This window comes from Blautia sp. DFI.3.45 (assembly GCF_020593505.1).
GTDB classification, from domain to species: domain Bacteria; phylum Bacillota; class Clostridia; order Lachnospirales; family Lachnospiraceae; genus Blautia_A; species Blautia_A wexlerae.
In genome coordinates, this window is sequence record NZ_JAJDMI010000059.1 from 1 (window position 1) to 16,798 (window position 16,798).

Annotated in this window: 16 protein-coding genes and 1 pseudogene; 4 read left to right on the forward strand and 13 right to left on the reverse strand. The window is 38.7% G+C overall.

The features are described from left to right. Nucleotides 1-34: 34 nt before the first annotated feature. Nucleotides 35-448: a winged helix-turn-helix domain-containing protein gene (locus tag LJE09_RS15150; RefSeq protein ID WP_005426519.1), complete on the reverse strand. Its 414-nt coding sequence runs from the start codon at nt 446-448 to the stop codon at nt 35-37. Between the two features lie 118 nt (nt 449-566). On the opposite strand from LJE09_RS15150, the gene LJE09_RS15155 reads away from it, so the two are divergent. Together LJE09_RS15155 and LJE09_RS15160 are read left to right on the forward strand one after the other, a co-directional pair. Next, a complete protein-coding gene (locus tag LJE09_RS15155) occupies nt 567-941 on the forward strand; it encodes a BlaI/MecI/CopY family transcriptional regulator (RefSeq protein ID WP_092073165.1) in 375 nt (124 codons plus the stop codon). A 10-nt stretch (nt 942-951) separates the two neighbouring features. Beyond that, nucleotides 952-2,748, forward strand: coding sequence for a BlaR1 family beta-lactam sensor/signal transducer (locus tag LJE09_RS15160; protein ID WP_227311518.1), 1,797 nt, complete (start codon nt 952-954; stop codon nt 2,746-2,748). Nucleotides 2,749-2,775: 27 nt separating this feature from the next. On the opposite strand, the gene LJE09_RS15165 is transcribed toward LJE09_RS15160, so the two are convergent. The 4 genes from LJE09_RS15165 to LJE09_RS15180 all read right to left on the reverse strand — a co-directional run bounded on the left by LJE09_RS15165 (nt 2,776) and on the right by LJE09_RS15180 (nt 8,275). Further along, complete coding sequence (locus LJE09_RS15165; RefSeq protein ID WP_161233307.1) at nt 2,776-4,014, reverse strand: DUF6070 family protein; 1,239 nt, start codon at nt 4,012-4,014, stop codon at nt 2,776-2,778. Then, the gene (locus tag LJE09_RS15170; protein WP_161233308.1) at nt 4,001-5,158 is read right to left on the reverse strand and encodes a DUF6070 family protein; all 1,158 of its coding nucleotides are present in this window, start codon (nt 5,156-5,158) and stop codon (nt 4,001-4,003) included. The genes LJE09_RS15165 and LJE09_RS15170 overlap by 14 nt, the downstream gene beginning before the upstream one ends. Nucleotides 5,159-5,198: 40 nt before the next feature. Beyond that, a complete protein-coding gene (locus LJE09_RS15175; RefSeq protein ID WP_161233309.1) occupies nt 5,199-7,301 on the reverse strand; it encodes a penicillin-binding transpeptidase domain-containing protein in 2,103 nt (700 codons plus the stop codon). A 728-nt stretch (nt 7,302-8,029) separates the two neighbouring features. Further along, a complete protein-coding gene (locus LJE09_RS15180; RefSeq protein WP_008703846.1) occupies nt 8,030-8,275 on the reverse strand; it encodes a transposon-transfer assisting family protein in 246 nt (81 codons plus the stop codon). A gap of 247 nt (nt 8,276-8,522) precedes the next feature. Between LJE09_RS15180 and LJE09_RS15185 the strand changes: the two genes are divergently transcribed. Continuing rightward, a complete protein-coding gene (locus tag LJE09_RS15185) occupies nt 8,523-9,671 on the forward strand; it encodes an SLC13 family permease (RefSeq protein ID WP_055200791.1) in 1,149 nt (382 codons plus the stop codon). A 189-nt stretch (nt 9,672-9,860) separates the two neighbouring features. On the opposite strand, the gene LJE09_RS15190 is transcribed toward LJE09_RS15185, so the two are convergent. The 7 genes and pseudogenes from LJE09_RS15190 to LJE09_RS15220 all read right to left on the reverse strand — a co-directional run. Next, entirely contained in the window at nt 9,861-10,628 is a 768-nt protein-coding gene (locus LJE09_RS15190; protein ID WP_055200793.1) for a carboxymuconolactone decarboxylase family protein, read from the reverse strand. 28 nt (nt 10,629-10,656) lie between these two features. Further along, entirely contained in the window at nt 10,657-11,127 is a 471-nt protein-coding gene (locus LJE09_RS15195) for a flavodoxin (protein WP_227311519.1), read from the reverse strand. Between the two features lie 126 nt (nt 11,128-11,253). Beyond that, nucleotides 11,254-12,132, reverse strand: a complete 879-nt coding sequence (locus LJE09_RS15200; RefSeq protein WP_227311520.1) for a LysR family transcriptional regulator — start codon at nt 12,130-12,132, stop codon at nt 11,254-11,256. A gap of 76 nt (nt 12,133-12,208) precedes the next feature. Further along, on the reverse strand, nt 12,209-12,577 hold the full coding sequence (locus tag LJE09_RS15205; RefSeq protein ID WP_227311521.1) for a helix-turn-helix domain-containing protein: 369 nt from the start codon (nt 12,575-12,577) through the stop codon (nt 12,209-12,211). Between the two features lie 563 nt (nt 12,578-13,140). Then, entirely contained in the window at nt 13,141-14,319 is a 1,179-nt protein-coding gene (locus LJE09_RS15210) for a phage major capsid protein (RefSeq protein WP_227311522.1), read from the reverse strand. Between the two features lie 60 nt (nt 14,320-14,379). Next, a complete protein-coding gene (locus tag LJE09_RS15215) occupies nt 14,380-15,117 on the reverse strand; it encodes a head maturation protease, ClpP-related (RefSeq protein WP_227311523.1) in 738 nt (245 codons plus the stop codon). Next, a pseudogene (locus tag LJE09_RS15220) lies at nt 15,020-15,413 on the reverse strand (phage portal protein); the annotation flags it as partial. The gene LJE09_RS15215 and the pseudogene LJE09_RS15220, both read right to left, overlap by 98 nt. Between LJE09_RS15220 and LJE09_RS15225 the strand changes: the two are divergent. Then, nucleotides 15,391-15,876: a hypothetical protein gene (locus LJE09_RS15225; RefSeq protein ID WP_227311525.1), complete on the forward strand. Its 486-nt coding sequence runs from the start codon at nt 15,391-15,393 to the stop codon at nt 15,874-15,876. The pseudogene LJE09_RS15220 and the gene LJE09_RS15225 overlap by 23 nt on opposite strands. A 164-nt stretch (nt 15,877-16,040) precedes the next feature. Here the strand turns inward: LJE09_RS15225 and LJE09_RS15230 are convergent, their stop codons facing one another. Further along, nucleotides 16,041-16,703: a hypothetical protein gene (locus LJE09_RS15230; RefSeq protein WP_227311524.1), complete on the reverse strand. Its 663-nt coding sequence runs from the start codon at nt 16,701-16,703 to the stop codon at nt 16,041-16,043. Nucleotides 16,704-16,798 lie beyond the last annotated feature (95 nt).

The window sequence follows — 16,798 nt, forward strand, 5'->3', positions numbered from 1 at the left end:
CTTCTTTGTAAAACCATAATAATAGGCAGCGATTTCACTCGCTGCCTAAATTCCCGTTAAACCGATATCCTACACCTCGTACTGTTTGTATATATAATGGTTGTCCAGGATCATCTTCTATTTTTTCTCTGATATTGCAGATATGTCGCATAACCACATTATAATCACCGGAATAAGGTTCATTCCATACCAGATCATAAACCATTTCTTTTCCAAATATTCTACCTGGACTTTTCGCTAAAAGAAGTAAAATATCATATTCATATTTTGAAAGATGAACATCACTATCATTCTTTTTAACAATTCGTTCCTGTAGATATATTTTTAATTCTCCAAACCTTATAATTTCCGGTATGAATTGGTTTTTATGTTCCCAGCTAGTCAATATGTTTTCACTTATGCTTCCATTAGCATCTGTGATTCTCTCAATAATTTCTATCTTTTTCACCTTTATTGCCTCTACATTATTAATTTTATATTCTATATATCATCTGCCATTTGACTTTTTTCTTCTACAAGTAATATAATATATTTATTACATATGTAGGATTTAGCAGGAGGATTTTATTATGTCACTACCCCAAATTTCAGAAGCCGAATTTGAAGTTATGAAAATTGTATGGAAATATGCTCCCATCAATACAAATGAAATTACAGAAAAACTTACTCTAACTACCAGCTGGAGTCCAAAAACAATTCAAACTCTTATCAAGAGACTTGTTTCCAAAAAAGCTCTTTCCTACGAAAAACAAAGCCGGGTATTTGTCTATACTCCATTAGTCCAAGAAGATGAATATATACGCCAGGAAAGCAATTCTTTTTTAAAGCGATATTATAATGGAAATCTTTCTTCTATGCTGGCTTCTTACCTTGAAGACGATAAGCTCTCTTCAACAGAAATTGATAACTTACGCCATTTATTATCAAAACATCAGAAATAGGAGGTTTTGAATGAGCAACTGGATTATCCACTTTTTAATCAGTAATATCTTCATATGTATTTTTACACTTGTAATAATCGGAACAAAAAAACTTCTGAAAAAATATTTATCTGCGGCTACACAGTACCATCTCTGTTTTCTTTTATTTTTACTACTTGCCGTGCCATTTTTTCCTGTACAGATTCATGGCTCACAACTTTTTTCATGGTTACATTTTTTTCAAACTGACTCAGGACTTAACTCTGGTACCGACACGCTATCCGAACTTACCAGTAATACACAAAATATTTTGTTAAACCAGGTGAATGATTTTTCAGTTTCCATCAGTAGTCAATTTTCTGGAGGCTTGAATACCATACTCTTTCTAATATGGATAACGGGTGTTATGATTATGTCAGTCCTCACCCTTCATTCATTAAACTATGTACGTTCCATAAAAAGATCTGCTCTCCCGCTTCAAAATCAGCAGGTAAAAACTATTTATTACAATTGTTTAAAGGAACTTAAAATCTCTCACCCAGTATCAGTCTACAGTACTGCATTTTTAAAATCACCAGTTTTAATCGGAATAATACATCCCAGAATTTACATTCCCATCCATTTAATTTCCGAACTGAATCCTGATGATATGCGTTTTATGCTGCTACACGAATTACAGCATTACCGTCACAAAGATACATTTATTGGCTTCCTCATGGTCATAAGTAATATACTCTACTGGTTTAACCCTTTTGTTTGGTACACTTTAAAAGAAATTCTCTGTGACCGTGAAATAGCCTGTGATTCTGCTGTATTGCAGATGATTTCTGCTGATGAATACCAAGCTTATGGAACTACACTGATTAATTTTGCAGAAAAAATATCCTCTTTTTCCTCTCCACTGGCAGTTGGAATGTCCGGAAATTTCAGGCAGATGAAACGACGTATTCTCAACATCGCCGTTTTTAGGAAAGAAACTCTTTATCAAAAAATGAGAGCATTGATAATTTATCTGGTCATTAGTGCTGTTTTTATTGGATGTACACCCATTTTATCCATTGATGCCTCTACTCAAAACGTATATCATTTTAGTGATACAGACAAAAATATCTCCCTGTTAGATATATCCGAAACATTTGGAACATATGATGGATCATTTGTTTTGTATGACAATAATTTGGATTCCTGGAAAATATACGATCTTGAAGAAGCCACCAAACGTATTCCGCCAGAGTCTACCTACAAAATATACGATGCATTATTAGGGTTGGAATCCGGAATCATCACACCAGAACACTCTTCCATGACATGGAATGGTGATGCCTTTCCTTTTCCATCCTGGGAAGCTGATCAGGATTTAAACTCTGCTATGCAAAATTCCGTTAACTGGTATTTCCAGGCAATTGATTCGCAGCTCGGAATTAACAGAGTCCAGGAATTTTTGAATAAAATAGAATATGGAAACCAGACAACCAGTTCAAATCTGGATTTATACTGGTCCGACTTTTCATTAAAAATCTCGCCTTTAGAGCAAGTAACATTATTGAAAAAATTTAACACAAATGAATTCCATCTAAATTCCCAAAATGTATTTTCTGTTAAAAATGCTATAAAAATTGCCAGTACACCTAATGGTAATTTCTACGGAAAAACTGGAACCGGTCGTGTCAACGGACAGGATATCAACGGCTGGTTTATCGGATATGTAGAAACTTCCGATAACAGCTATTATTTTGCAACCAATATCCAAAGTGATTCTAATGCAACTGGCAAAAAAGCATTTGAAATCACTTCTGATATCTTAAAAAAATTACATATATGGAATTAACAAATATGAAAGGGCTGATAGTTGTTATCAGTTCTTTCTTTTTATTCTATATTGATATTTGGGAACTTCTTTCGTACCATTATTCAGAATTTTATTCCCCATATATTTAAAACTCTTATCATCGTTGAACTTAACAGTCAGCTCACTTGTAATAACGGCATCATTACATATAAATGTATCACATACAGCATCAACAACCAGCACACTGTTTCCCTCTCCGCTATCTCTTATTTCAACGACCTCCGGTAAAGATGTTCCAAAGCTATAATTAAAACAACCAAATTGTTCCCAGTCATAAGTTTGATGTTCCGAATCAAATACTGCCCATTTTTTAATTTGCTCCGCTGTTATCGGCAAAAACTCCATTATCAGATTTTCAAACTCTTCTGCCGGAATTCCACTTGAGTTACCTGAAAACTCATATCTCTCCCCGTATTTCATTCGATATAAATATTCATATAAACCATTATAATCTAACCCTTCCATATCAGATCTATCCCAATCAGAACATAAAAGATTATTCCCCTGATATCCAAGCAAATACACACACCTCTTTGAAACTTCCCTGCATTCATCACTTAAAGGTTTAATTCTTATCATAGAACTGCCATCAACCGCTTCTGATACTTCCGGATATTTTGGAACACATAGCGTATAACCAAACCAGCCTTTTTCTGTATATTTCCATTCTTCTATCCTTGTATACGAAACATATACAATAGATGGATTGTCGTTCATACCCCAAACAACTTTCGCAGCCAACAAATACATATCTGTCCCATCATAATTGAATTTGAGTCTTTCTATCCCACCATCCCTGTTAATCCTATATAAGACGATATCTCCTGGCAGATCCTGTTCTGCCTTGAAAAGAAATTCTTCCATTTTAGAATAATTAGCCATATTTGAATACGGCGCTGATGTAATAACAGGGACATTTTTTTCCTTTAATACTTCCTGCATTTCTTCCATTACTGTCTCAGAAACTACTACATTCGATGAAGTTCCTTTATCCGCCTTTTGATAAATGGCTTTCATCTGATTCATAACATTCTTACAATCTTCAATAGCTTCTTCTTTCACGACTTCATCTACTGGCAAATCATATCCTCTTTCTTGTACAGCATAATTCGCAGTTTCCTGTGAAATATATTCTAAATCAGCCCCTTTACATTTTGTATTTCCTATGAAAAAGCATCCCAAAATAAATAAAACACTCACCATCTTTTTCAGTTTTCTTTTTGTACTCATATCAATTATCTCCATAACATTCCTCCCACTTTTCGTCTGATAATCTTTCCGTATACCAGGTAACCTCTATTTCTGACCTTGATACATAATTGGATACATATTGAAATCTATCTTTATCTAACAGCCGAATGGTTACGCTATGACAAAACGCCTGATCTAATTCTTTTTGTGGCCATACCGCATTTACTTCCAGTGTTATTGTTCCATCTTGATTTTCTATGTAGGAAACAACTTCCGGATATGGAATATATGGTGTGGGAGCAAAATCATATACGATTCCTCTGGTTCGATACCGATATGTCTGTGTTTCCGTGTGAAATACCGTTCCTGTCTGCAGTATCTCTGCGCTTATATTAAAATATTTTTGAAATATCGCTTCAAATGATTCTTTGGGGATTTCATAAGTCTTTCCTTCCTTAAATTCATCAGTTTTTTCTTCCATTGAAAGTAAACGGTCAAAAACATCATAAAAATTTATTCCATCATAATTTTTTTCACTCCAATTAGAAGTAAACAATTTATTAAGTGTATATCCAAAAGGAAGTATATATTTTCGATTCAACTCCCGACATTTTTTATTTAACGGTGCTACCCGAAAGTCCCGATATCCAGACGGTCCATCATATCCTGCCGGATGATATTCTTCTATAAAGAAATACCCATTTTCTGTATATTTCCATGAATTAGCTCTAAACTCATGATAATATGTTTCCCGCCAAGTGTCCTCTTTCCATTTAAAAGAGCTTACTTCAACGTCTATTTTCCCCTGTTTGGTTTTCAGATCATACCGGATAAAATGATCCCCTGCTATAACTTGAAATATAGTAGTTTTTCCATTCTTCTCTTTTTCTGCTTTTTTCAAAAAATCATCTACTTTAATACTTTGAATCATATCCAGCTGATTGTAGGAATCAATTACTGCATATCCATATTTTCCAAAATAATCCATACTTTTTTGTATTGTACTCAGCTCATATAGTGCATTTTCTTTCACAGCATTCTCATATATGCTCCGATAGCCTTCTGCTAGCATTTCACACTCTCTGTAAATTTTTTCTTTCGTATCTTCAATTGTCTTTTTCTGCTCTTTCTTTATGCCACATCCACTACAGACAGCAAGAAAAATAACTCCCACAAATATTTTCCAAATTTTTTTCATATCATTTTCCTCTTACATTTGTAATATTTAAAGGTAAAAATTATTCATTACCAAGATATTCATCCAGTATCGCCTTATCCTTTTCCACCACATAACCGCTTCCTCCAATATCTTTCACATTCTCTACCATACTGATGAGCAAAATAGGATTCTTTGTATCTCTATCTGTAGTAAAAACTGTAAACCAGCCAATTTCTGTTCCAGATGTATCTTCTTTTGTAGCTTTCAGTTCCGCTGTTCCGGTTTTTCCTGCTAATCTAATGTCTTCCCGGCATGCTCCATAACCAGTTCCTTCCGGGTTATTCACTACACCCTCTAACCCCTCCATAACCTCCGAAACAATTTGTGGTGAAAAAGCATCTTTTATCCAGATTTCACTGGAAGTGCTTCCACCATCCACGTGAAGATATGGCTTTATCATATTTCCATCATTTAGAAAAGCCGTATAAATGCTTGCAAGATGCAAAGGATTTACCAGAATCTGTCCCTGTCCATACCCACTGTCAGCAAGCTGGATTTCTGTTTCTATCTTGTCCGTATTAGAATATTGGGACTCTGACATTTTAATATCAAATGGAAGTTCCTGATTAAATCCTATTTGATTTAGAGACTGCATCAGTTGATCCGCACCAATTTTTAATGCTGCTTTTGCAAAATAAATATTATCTGAATAAATAAGCGCATTTTTCAAGATCACAGGTGCATAATCATGAAGTGTAGTCACTGTATAATCTCCCCACGAGGAATCTTTCTGCCACGCCAGACCCTCATTTCCAAAATCGTCATTTGCAGTAAATGCCCCCACTTTTAATCCAATTGCAGCAATTACAGGTTTAAAAGTTGAGCCAGGACACCATGTCTGGCGAAAGCGGTTGTATAAAGGCCTGTCTTTATTTTCATTTAATGCACTCCACTGGCTGTTGTCCATTCCACGTACAAAATCATTATTATCATAAGATGGCGTACTTACCAACGCCAATACTTCCCCTGTATAAGGATTCAAAGCTACAGAACATCCTCTGTCTTCTTTAAATTGTTCATAAAGAGTACTTTGAAGATCACCATCAATCGTAGTATGGATATCTTCTCCATCTTTTCTAGGCTCATATGCAATAACACTTTTTTTATTTCCATTTGCATCTACAATACAGATTTCACACCCATCTGTTCCTTTTAGTTCTTTTTCATAAAGCGTTTCCAATCCAGTCTTTCCAATCACACTGTTTGTACGATACCCTTCCCCTTTATGTTCCTGCAAATCTTCGGCTGTAACCGCCTGTACATACCCTACCAGATGAGAGGCAACTTCTTTTAGATAATAAGTTCGTACTTTTACATCAGATAACATAATACCTGGAATCTTCAATAATGTGTCCTGCTTTTCTTTTTCTTCCAGAACAGTTTTATCCGGATTCACTGTCAAAAGATCGACCTCTTGTATTTTAGGAATTGTTGCTACTGGTACAAAAGAATCTGCTTTTACCCAACCGGCTTTTAACTTATCCTCAATTTCGTCTGCTCCAATTCCAAGATACTCTGCCAGTTTTTTTATTGTATTTTCTCTGTTCTCCATCCTGCCCGGAACAATTCCTACCGAAGATGCAGTTCCCTCTCCAGCCAACTGACGACCATTTCTGTCTAAAATATCTCCTCTCTTTGCCTCTTCTGACGTTACCTGAACTTTATCCGTTGCAGATAACTCTGGAAAAATCAACTGATCCTGCCAGATTAAATGATATCCTGTCCAATCATGTGAAAATACCGCATCGTTGGTAAATTCTACATTTCCTGCAGCAGTCTGCATATTTGTTGTATAGGAAACTGCCGCATTTCCGTTTTCTTGTCTTTTTACTGTAATATCGGTTATGGACAGATCAGACATCTCAATGCCTTCATATATTTTAGAATTTCGTTCTATAAATTCTTCCTTACTGTTCATGCTGCTTTTTTTCTGATCCAGCATGGCATACATTTGCTCATATTCCCCTTTTTCAATATATTTCATATATTCCATTAGTCTTTTTTCAGGAACATTACAATTCATTATTGTTACAATACCGATTCCACCACCAATCAATATACCGCTAAATAAAACTATTTTTGTAATAATCTTCGTGTGTTTTTTTCTTTTCTTTTTTCTCATATAGTTTTATTTCTCCTTTTTTCATATTTTCTTAAATATTACACTTGTAATATTTAAACGTCAAGCTTTTTCTTAGGTTTATATATGTAAACAAGAGGAAAGATTTGGATAAAAAAAGAAAGGGCATCTCAAAGCCCTCTTTGATAAAGAACTTTACCGACACCCTGAGGTAATGGTTTCTCCGGATGTTTCCCAAACGCTATAATCACTCTCCAGAAGAACCAAAAACGATTTTTAATTTTTCTCTCAGAAAAAAAGAACTACTCTAAATCTGCAGATCTTTGAAATAACCCTGCTCGTTTCTTATAATCACAAACATATTCAGGCAACACATTCTTTGCTGGCAGATTATTATAGCGGAAAACGCAACAAATCCCTTTATTAACTTTTGTTCCATATATTTCCTGTACCAATCCTATTGTTTCATCATCTGAACAAAAGCTCTTCGGAATCTCCCTACAATCCCTGATAATAACGCAAATCTGTTTACTATGTCCTCTCTGTCAGTATACAAGCCAGCTAATCTCTTTATTATAGTATCTAAATACTTCTTCCCAATTCCACTACTCAAAATTTCTTCAGTCACTGTTTCTGCAGATGTGTTTTTATATCAGCCAGAGTTCCCCTGGCTGAATTCTTCCAATATATACCTGTTAACACTTCTCAATGCTGACACTTTTTCCTTCGCTTCTCATCTTTCACCTGCTATACTGCACTCTGGCTTGAATTCATTCCCCCTCTTCCAGTTCCGATTTATAATCTTCCAAGTCCATAAGAAAAGTCTCATAGCCTTCATCACTCATGCAGAACAGCTTTCTTAGGGTATTGCAGACAAGCACGATCATATCCGCATCCCCTTTTAGAAATGGAATGATATGGTCGATTGCTTCCATTGTGTCATTTCTGTTTCCTTTATCAAACATTGCCGTTACTGAACATTCGTCTGTATCAAAGTTCATTGCCAGATTCATCATAATTCTACATCCCCCTTCTTATGTGCTTTGGATTTTTCTACTTCTTTATTTTCCTGCTCCTGTGCTTTTGCCCTTGCCTGAAACTCTTTCAACGACTGCAGTACAGATTTTTTCAGTTCTCCTTTCATTATACAAGAATGAGGCGGTAATCGCAAACACAATCCACAATACAAAATGATGTTCTTTTTTTCTGGATATTTCTGTGATATACTTATACGCGGTCGTATCAGACCGGAAAGGAAATATTATGTTACAAAAATTATATGTTTTTTTCAGGAAAGAAACCGTTTTGTCAATTGCAGTGATCCTGGCGCTTCTTTCTATGTTCTGGGTCAGACCGGATAAGGCTTATTTTACTTATATCGATTTCAGGACTCTCGGGCTCCTCTTCTGTTTGATGGCAATTGTAGCTGGTTTGAAGGCTGTTGGTGTTTTTGATATACTTGCCAAAAAATTGCTGATGGGAACATCGGGAACTGTGGGTGTGATCAGGCTGTTGGTACTCTTATGTTTCTTCCTGTCAATAGTGATCACCAATGATGTGGCATTGATTACTTTTGTTCCTCTTGCACTGATCATTGTGCATAAACTGCCAAAGGAACTGGGCAATTACTGGCTTCTTAAAATAGTAGCCATGCAGACAATCGCTGCTAATCTCGGAAGCATGCTCACACCAATCGGAAATCCGCAGAACCTTTATCTATATGCCAGAGCAGGGATGTCCGCGGCAGAATTAATAACCCTGATGCTTCCCTATTCCGCCACAGCACTTATCCTTCTTCTGATATGGATACAGGTAGCCGCTGCCAAAGCACCTCACGTATGCGGTTCCGAAAAAGATAAAACTCTTTTGGGATTCTCTGACAGAAAAGAACTTAACATGGAATACCTGGCCGCTTACCTGATCTTATTTACAATCTGCCTGCTCACTGTTGCACGTATCATTCCATACCAGATTCCTCTTGTATTGGTTCTTATATATATGCTGCTAAGAAACAGGGAAAATATAAGCAGGGTGGATTACTCCCTGCTTGCCACCTTTATCGCATTATTTATTTTTATCGGCAACCTTGGAAGGATTTCGCAATTCAGCAGTTTTCTGGAAAGAATCATGGCAGGAAGGGAAACACTTACTGCTGTTCTTGCCAGTCAGATTATGAGCAATGTTCCCGCTGCGCTTCTTTTATCCGGCTTTACAGATAATTACCGGGCTTTAATTGTCGGAACCAATATTGGAGGTCTCGGCACTCTGATTGCATCCATGGCAAGCCTGATAAGTTTCAAATATATTGCAAAAGAAAACAGGAATCTGAGAGGGAAGTATTTGGGAATATTCACAGCCTCCAATATTATATTCATGATATTCATGTTAATATTGTATTTTTTTCTTAGATAAAGGTTTTCCCGGAATTACAAAAGCTATAGCAATTCTTTCTTCGCAAAAAATTCTCCGCGGCACTCTCCCATCCTGGAAGAAAAGCCGCGGAGAAATAAATATATTTTCGGTGCCAATACAAAGATCATTAATCTTTACACCACTTTACAACTTTCAAATTGTCTTATAAATATAGTTTTTTCAACCTTCCTATTTTAGTTTTCTATATTCTTCATCACTTACCGGTTCAAGCCATTCATTGGAACTATTTTCGCCCGGAACTTCTATTGCCAGATGTGAAAACCATTCATCCGGTGCGGCGCCATGCCAGTGTTTCACTTCTGCCGGAATATTGATGCAGTCGCCTGGCTTCATTTCTACAGCATCTTTCCCTTCTTCCTGATAATATCCTCTTCCGGCAACACATACCAGGATCTGTCCTCCCCCACTTTTTGCATGATGGATATGCCAGTTATTTCTGCATCCTGGTTCAAATGTCACATTGAAAATTCCAACCTGAGATGTAGAGATTGGTGCAAGAAAACTTCTGCCAGAAAAATACTGTGCAAAGCCATCGTTTGGTTCACCAATTGGAAATACCATCTCTTTTGCATGCGCCCGCATCGCTTCCTCTTCGTATGGCAAATCTCCTTCGCCTGTTTCCCACACTTCCTTTGCAAGATTGAAAACAGCCCATGCTTTTGGCCATCCTGCATAGAATGCGGCATGTGTGATCACTGCAGCAATCTCTTTTTGTGTCACACCATGATTTTTTGCATTTTGAAGATGATATTTTAAAGAAGAATCCGTAATTCCAGAAGCCATCAGCGCAACCACTGTGATAATACTTCTTGTTTTTACGTCGATATCCTGGTTATTCCAGTTTTCGCCGAAAAGTACATCATCGTTAAAATGTGCAAATTCCGGTGCGAATTCACCAAGTGTATTTCTTCCTGCTGTCTGTACTATTTTTCCCATATTCTGTATACCTCCATAACGCTGTTGTTTATAAAGAGTTTACCCATTCACTGATTTCCTGTTTTGTTCCACAATTTAACAGTCTGCCTTCTGTAATAACTGCGTCTGATGCAGATGACTGCAATTCTTTCACAGTGTTCCCAAATCCACTTCCTCCGGATGTTGCAAAAAGCACAATCTTTTTACCACTGAAATCGTAAGCTTCTAAAAATGTATTGATGATTGTCGGAGCCACATACCACCAGATTGGGAATCCCAGAAGGATCTCGTCATAAGAACTCATATCCATCTCTTTTTTCATAATCGCCGGTCTATATTTTTTATCACTCATTTCCACACTGCTTCTAGATTTTTTATTCATCCAGTCAAGATCAGGCTTTGTATATGGAACTTTCGGCTCAATCTCAAACAAATCCGCTTTTGCTTCCTCTGCGATCATCTGTGCTACTTTTTTTGTTGTTCCGCTTGCACTGAAAAATGCCACTAATTTTTTACTCATAATAAAAAGCCCCTTTCTATACGTATTTTTCACAAAAAAATAGATATATAAGATTTACATTCATCTTACACATCTATTTTAAGCTCTATCGCTTCATTATGTCTAATGCTTATATTGAATTTTGTTTTATGCCTGAAAAGCATTAATCTCCTCGATCATTTTACGGACTGCCAAAGAATATGGGATATTCCGTCGCCAGGCAATCACCGTACTAGTCTTGATTTCAGGAGAAATTCTTCGCTGTACAAGAATATCCTCTCGCCAATACTTTGCAGCACCCTCAATTGAAATTGGATACCCCAGTCCATTTGCCGCCATAACTCCGGCATTCGTTCCAAGATTACTTGTAAAAGCAATCTGTAATTTTGAAAAGTCTTTCCCAAACCAGTTGGCAAGTTCACTTTGAACGTTCATTCTTTCCGGCAGGATCAAGGGCTTTCCAATAAGATCTTCTTTTTTTATAAACTCTTTTTCTGCCAGCGGATCATCCGGCCGCATTCCGACACACCAGAGATCACAATCTGTGATCCGGATATAATCCAGCCCTTCGGTGTCCACCGGCTCCATGAATAATGCAATATCTACAAGTCCTTTGTTCATCATCTCATACACTGCATCTGCTGTTGCAGTATGCAATACAATCTGAACCAGCGGATATTTTTCTTTATATGTTTTACATATCTTTGCCAATGTCTCCACTGCTGCAAATTCACCGCATCCAATGGTTATCGTGCTCTCTACAATCTCTTCTTTTCCTTTTAGTTCCTCAAGCGTCCTTTCCTCAAGATTAAGAATCTCCAAGGCACGCCTTTTTAATAAAATTCCTTCATCAGTGAGCGATATTTTCTTCCCGTTTCGAATAAATAATGTTATTCCCAGGTCCTCTTCAAATGCCGCCATTTGTCTGGATAGCGTTGGCTGGGTAATATGCAATTGTTCTGCTGCTTTTGTAAAGCTCTGTTCTTTTGCTACTGTTAAAAAATAGCGTAATAATCTTAATTCCATATCTTTATATTCCTACAAATTTTTCTTGTAACCATTCTATCATATTGCATCCCAGACATCATCTATATCTTTACCTTTAATAATAAATTGCACACAAATCAATTATATCAAGAAGTAAATTATACTGCTTCTTTGCTGTATCATTCATTTCATGATTCATCGGTGCGTTCTGTGAATACAACGTTGCTTCCGAAAGCTTTGATGGTGCTGAATGATATAACATCAAGTCTTCTACCGTCATGTTGAGCAATTTCAGTATTTTCTGCAAATGGCGATCAAAAGAACTCTTACTGTCTATATTGCCATTCAGCAACTTATCAAGAGTTGGTCTTGAAATGTCTGCCTTTGCCGCAAAGGATACTTTTGTATAACCTATATCTCTAATACAATCTTTTAACTTCGAAGCCACCAGACTTCTCTGTTCAAATAATTCATCAAACTTCATTGTGATGACCTCCTTTTCTCTTCAATTTGTTTGCAAAAAAGCCATAAGATTTCTCTTTCCAAAATCTTACAGCTCTTCTATCATATTGCGTCCCCAATATCATCTATATTTACATGTAATATCTGCACAAAATACCGTGGGTTATTTTGGGGTTATTTTCTAACCGCCTATGCCCTTCAGACTGTGATTTTACTGGCTTTTGGGCGAAACTTTCAAAGAGTGCCGTGGCAGATGAAAAGTACTCGTATCATTGTTCTTTCTCCTCTCAAATTGCCTTGAAATGCCGAGTTTTGAGGCATTTTGCCCTACTCGGCAAGAACATTTATTTTTATCGTATAGACTACACTTTTTGCAAAACTTTTCTCCATTCTTCTTCCGCTGCTTTAACAACTTGATCAGTTCTTCTCCCAGTTTTTCATACTTGTACACCATGCAAGCCCCTCCCTTCCATACCTTTATTATACAGTTTTTTCCTTGTTTGCCTAGAGTAAACAGGGTTTAGTTTTTTAGGTATAGGAGGAAGGTTTAGGAATCATGGCTTATGATAAAGGAGAACGTTCAGATCACTCCGCACCTTTCAGCTTTATGATCTGAACAGCTTCCGGCAGGATCAGTTTTCCGTCCACACGTTCCTTTGCTACATAACCGATCATACCATTTCCGGCAAACAGCTCATTCAACTGTTTGAAAGATCTGGAACCACGATCACCGATACTATAGTATTTGTAGTCACCAAAGGAAATGGCATCCTTCGGAGCATACGCAGAAGTATGTACTTCATAACCAAGCACATGATCCGGCTCCCCTGCCTGATAAGATGGCTGCCAAATGTAGGCACCATTGTTGTCTTTCAGTTTTCTGAGCTGTGCCAGTGTTCCATCATTCATGATGAAGGAAGCACCTTTACGATACGGACGCTTCAGGCCATAGACCAGATCAAGCATATCGTCAGACTTGATGCCTGCAGACAGCGTATTCAGAAGATGGCCACCATGAGTGGCATCGAAGATACCTGTCGGTTTTCCTGTACCATTTCCATTCAGGAATGCATCTTCTTCTGCATTTGCCAGTGCCTTGCCAAACTGGGTGATGATGTAACTTTCCAGATTGAACGCATTGTCATACAGCAGTTCTTCTGTCACCTTGATTGCCACATGGAGCTTGTGTGCATCCATGATCTTCTGGTCAAAGGTTGCATCACCAAAAGTCAGTGCGGCTCCCTCATCGATCCATGCTGCAGCAGGTTTGGATGCTGCAATGTTGATCTTATGTTCCCCGGAAGTTGTGATCACAGTAGCAAGGCTACGCATAATATTTTCCTCTTCCAAAACCTCGATCAGCCTGCGGTCGTACTCAACAGAAACCAGATAACCGCCATCAGCATCCACACCTTCCTGCAGAATATTGGACACCTGACGGAAATTAGTACGCATAGCAGTGAGCATGGCCTTTCTGTATTCATCAGAAGCACGTCCGGTTTTCTGTTCCGGGTTAGCTCCTGCTGTATATGGTTTTCCTGTCAGCGGAGAATTAATCGGCTTGGACAGTTCTGCTTCCCTCTGCTCTACCCTCTGGGCACGAGAGATCGCATCTGTCAGTCCATCGAACTCTGCTTCCATGTTCATGTAAGTTGTTGTATCATCTTCGGTCAGTCTCCCCTGCTTATCCTCATGTGTATCAAGGAAATTTCGCATCTGACCAAGCAGATCGGCACGTTTCTTCATCATTTCAGTAATAGTCATAATAACCCCCTAATTTTTTAAAAAAAACTCCCCAAAAAGAAACTCAAATAAACTTTTCGATCACATCCAGACGATCACGCAGCCGATCCACGGATGCCCCCATATCCTGTGGTTTCGGAATCTGCGCCTGTTTAGCTGGCGTCTGATTCTCCCCATATTTGCTGTGATCTTGTTGAGCAGAACGTTATTCACTGTCCTGCGTGAAAACATGGAAGCCTTTGGCTCCTGCTCCCCTTCCGGCTTTCCGGTTTCCCCTCCCAGAATGCCATCTGCAAGGCCAAGTTCTACCGCTTTGTGTGCGCTGAGCCACGTTTCCATGTCCATTAGATGGGACAGCTTTGCACGAGACTGACCGCTTTTGATGACATAGGCATTGATGATGGATTCCTTCACCTCATCAAGCATGTCAATCACCTGCTGCATGACTGTGTGATCCCCCATCGCTATCGTGGCTGGATTGTGGATCATCATCATGGACACCGGAGACATCAGGACCGTATCTCCTGCCATAGCAATCACAGATGCCGCCGAAGCAGCAAGTCCATCCACCTTGACAGTGATGTTTCCTGGATACTCCTTGAGCATGTTGTAGATCTGTGCGGCTGCAATACAATCCCCTCCCGGACTGTTGATCCACACGGTCACATCTCCCTCGCCGGACATCAGCTCATCCTTGAAAAGTTGCGGTGTGACATCATCGTCAAACCAGCTCTCCTCTGCGATCGTGCCGTTTAAGAAGATGGTTCTCCCCACCGGACTGTCCTTCGTCTGGTTCTTCCACTCCCAGAACTTCTTCATCAGCTTCTTTCTCCTTTCCGCTTTCTGCAAAAATACCCGCATCCTGTAAACTTGGTCATGTTCCCATTGATGAGATACAAGTCCCCGCCAAGCTCCTCCGGGATACGGTCTAAATTCTCAAGTTCACGAATGTCATTTGCAGACATCCAGCCGTTCTGCCTTCCAATGGCATACCCATTCATCCTGCTCTGATAATCCCCCCGCAGGAGTCCATCCACATTGAACTTGATGAAGTATGTGGTCTTTTCATCATCTGTCAGAAGAGAACGCATCATGTTCTGCTCCCACCGGGATACCCTTGTAATTCTTATGTTCAAAAAATGTCTGGAACGGCTTGACGTTTCCACGGATCTTGCGCAGATCACATGGACGAATGAATTTGCAGATTTTAATTCATTTTCTATGCAGAAACATCTCGGTAAAATATCAGCTTACCTAAATAAAATGAGTGGCGTAACCATGAAGTTGGAACTGGATGAAAATGGAGAATTGAAGGTCATGCCGGATTTCCATTCTGTTTTTGACGCTACCCGATTCGCTCTGTCGCAATATGTATCTATCCCTACGGATTACCCCATTGCTTATGCCAACCGTGTGGGCGTTGCCACCTGTGAGTGCTGCGTCCGTCTGTTCATCAAAAACGGAAACCGCCAGAAATACTGTGACAATCCAGAGTGTAAAAAGGAACGAAACCGCAGAAAATCCCGCACTGCATATCGCAGAAAGATACAGGAAGAAAGGGATAACCGATGGGCGTGACCACGGCTGTTTTCACAATGGGGCAAGATGTGGCAAGTAATATAGGTTATTTTCTATATAGGCTCTATAAGAATAACCTAAATCATCTGCCACAAGTTGCCCCAACTGTTTTTCCCATAGAAAAAGGGCATCGGTCTGCACCGACACCCCATGTCATTTTATCCTTATTCTCCGTAGCGGAATGCTGAATTTCCCGTAAGATTTCTAAGCAGAATCTTTCTCGCTGTCTTATACTCTTTTCCGATAAAGCCAAGTCTGAGCAGAAAACCGCGGAAAGCATATTTGTCATTATCCGTTTCGGTTGGCTTTGATGATACCCTTTTTGCATCTCTTGCCATATCACACAGTCTTGAGATAAATTGTGTGTAGGCTGCCATTTCATCGCTATCCGTTGTGTATGGAAACCATGTGAAGTTTATTTTTTCCTCAGTAATCTCTATTTCTGTGCTGTCCATCCGAAATGCACGTTGAAAAAGTGTCTGCCTATTTGCTATGATCTTCTGTAAATTTTCTAATGCCGTATCCGTAAGGCTTTCTCTCGGAATTCCTATTGTCAGCTTATCCTCCTGCACTGGCACTTCTTCGGTTACTTCCGCATCGTCCTGAAACCCACGCTCCCGTAACTGCCGAATCAGGTCTTTCGCTGTTTCTTCTGCTCCCTCCGGGATATGCAATACACCCTCTTTGTCCAGTCGGTATCCTGCAATATCATATGCACAGCTTGGTACCCGTTCATAATGCGGTGCTGTTCCAAGTATGTTTCCGATCTCCTGTGCTAGTTTTGGTCTCTGCTTCGATTCCAATGTAAATCTGATTTCATTCTTCATAATATGTACCCGCCTTTCTTTATTCGGTAGTACATATATCGTAAGCGCTTAATTTTCAGGTATTACCAGAAAAATATCCGACTACTTTTCAGCAG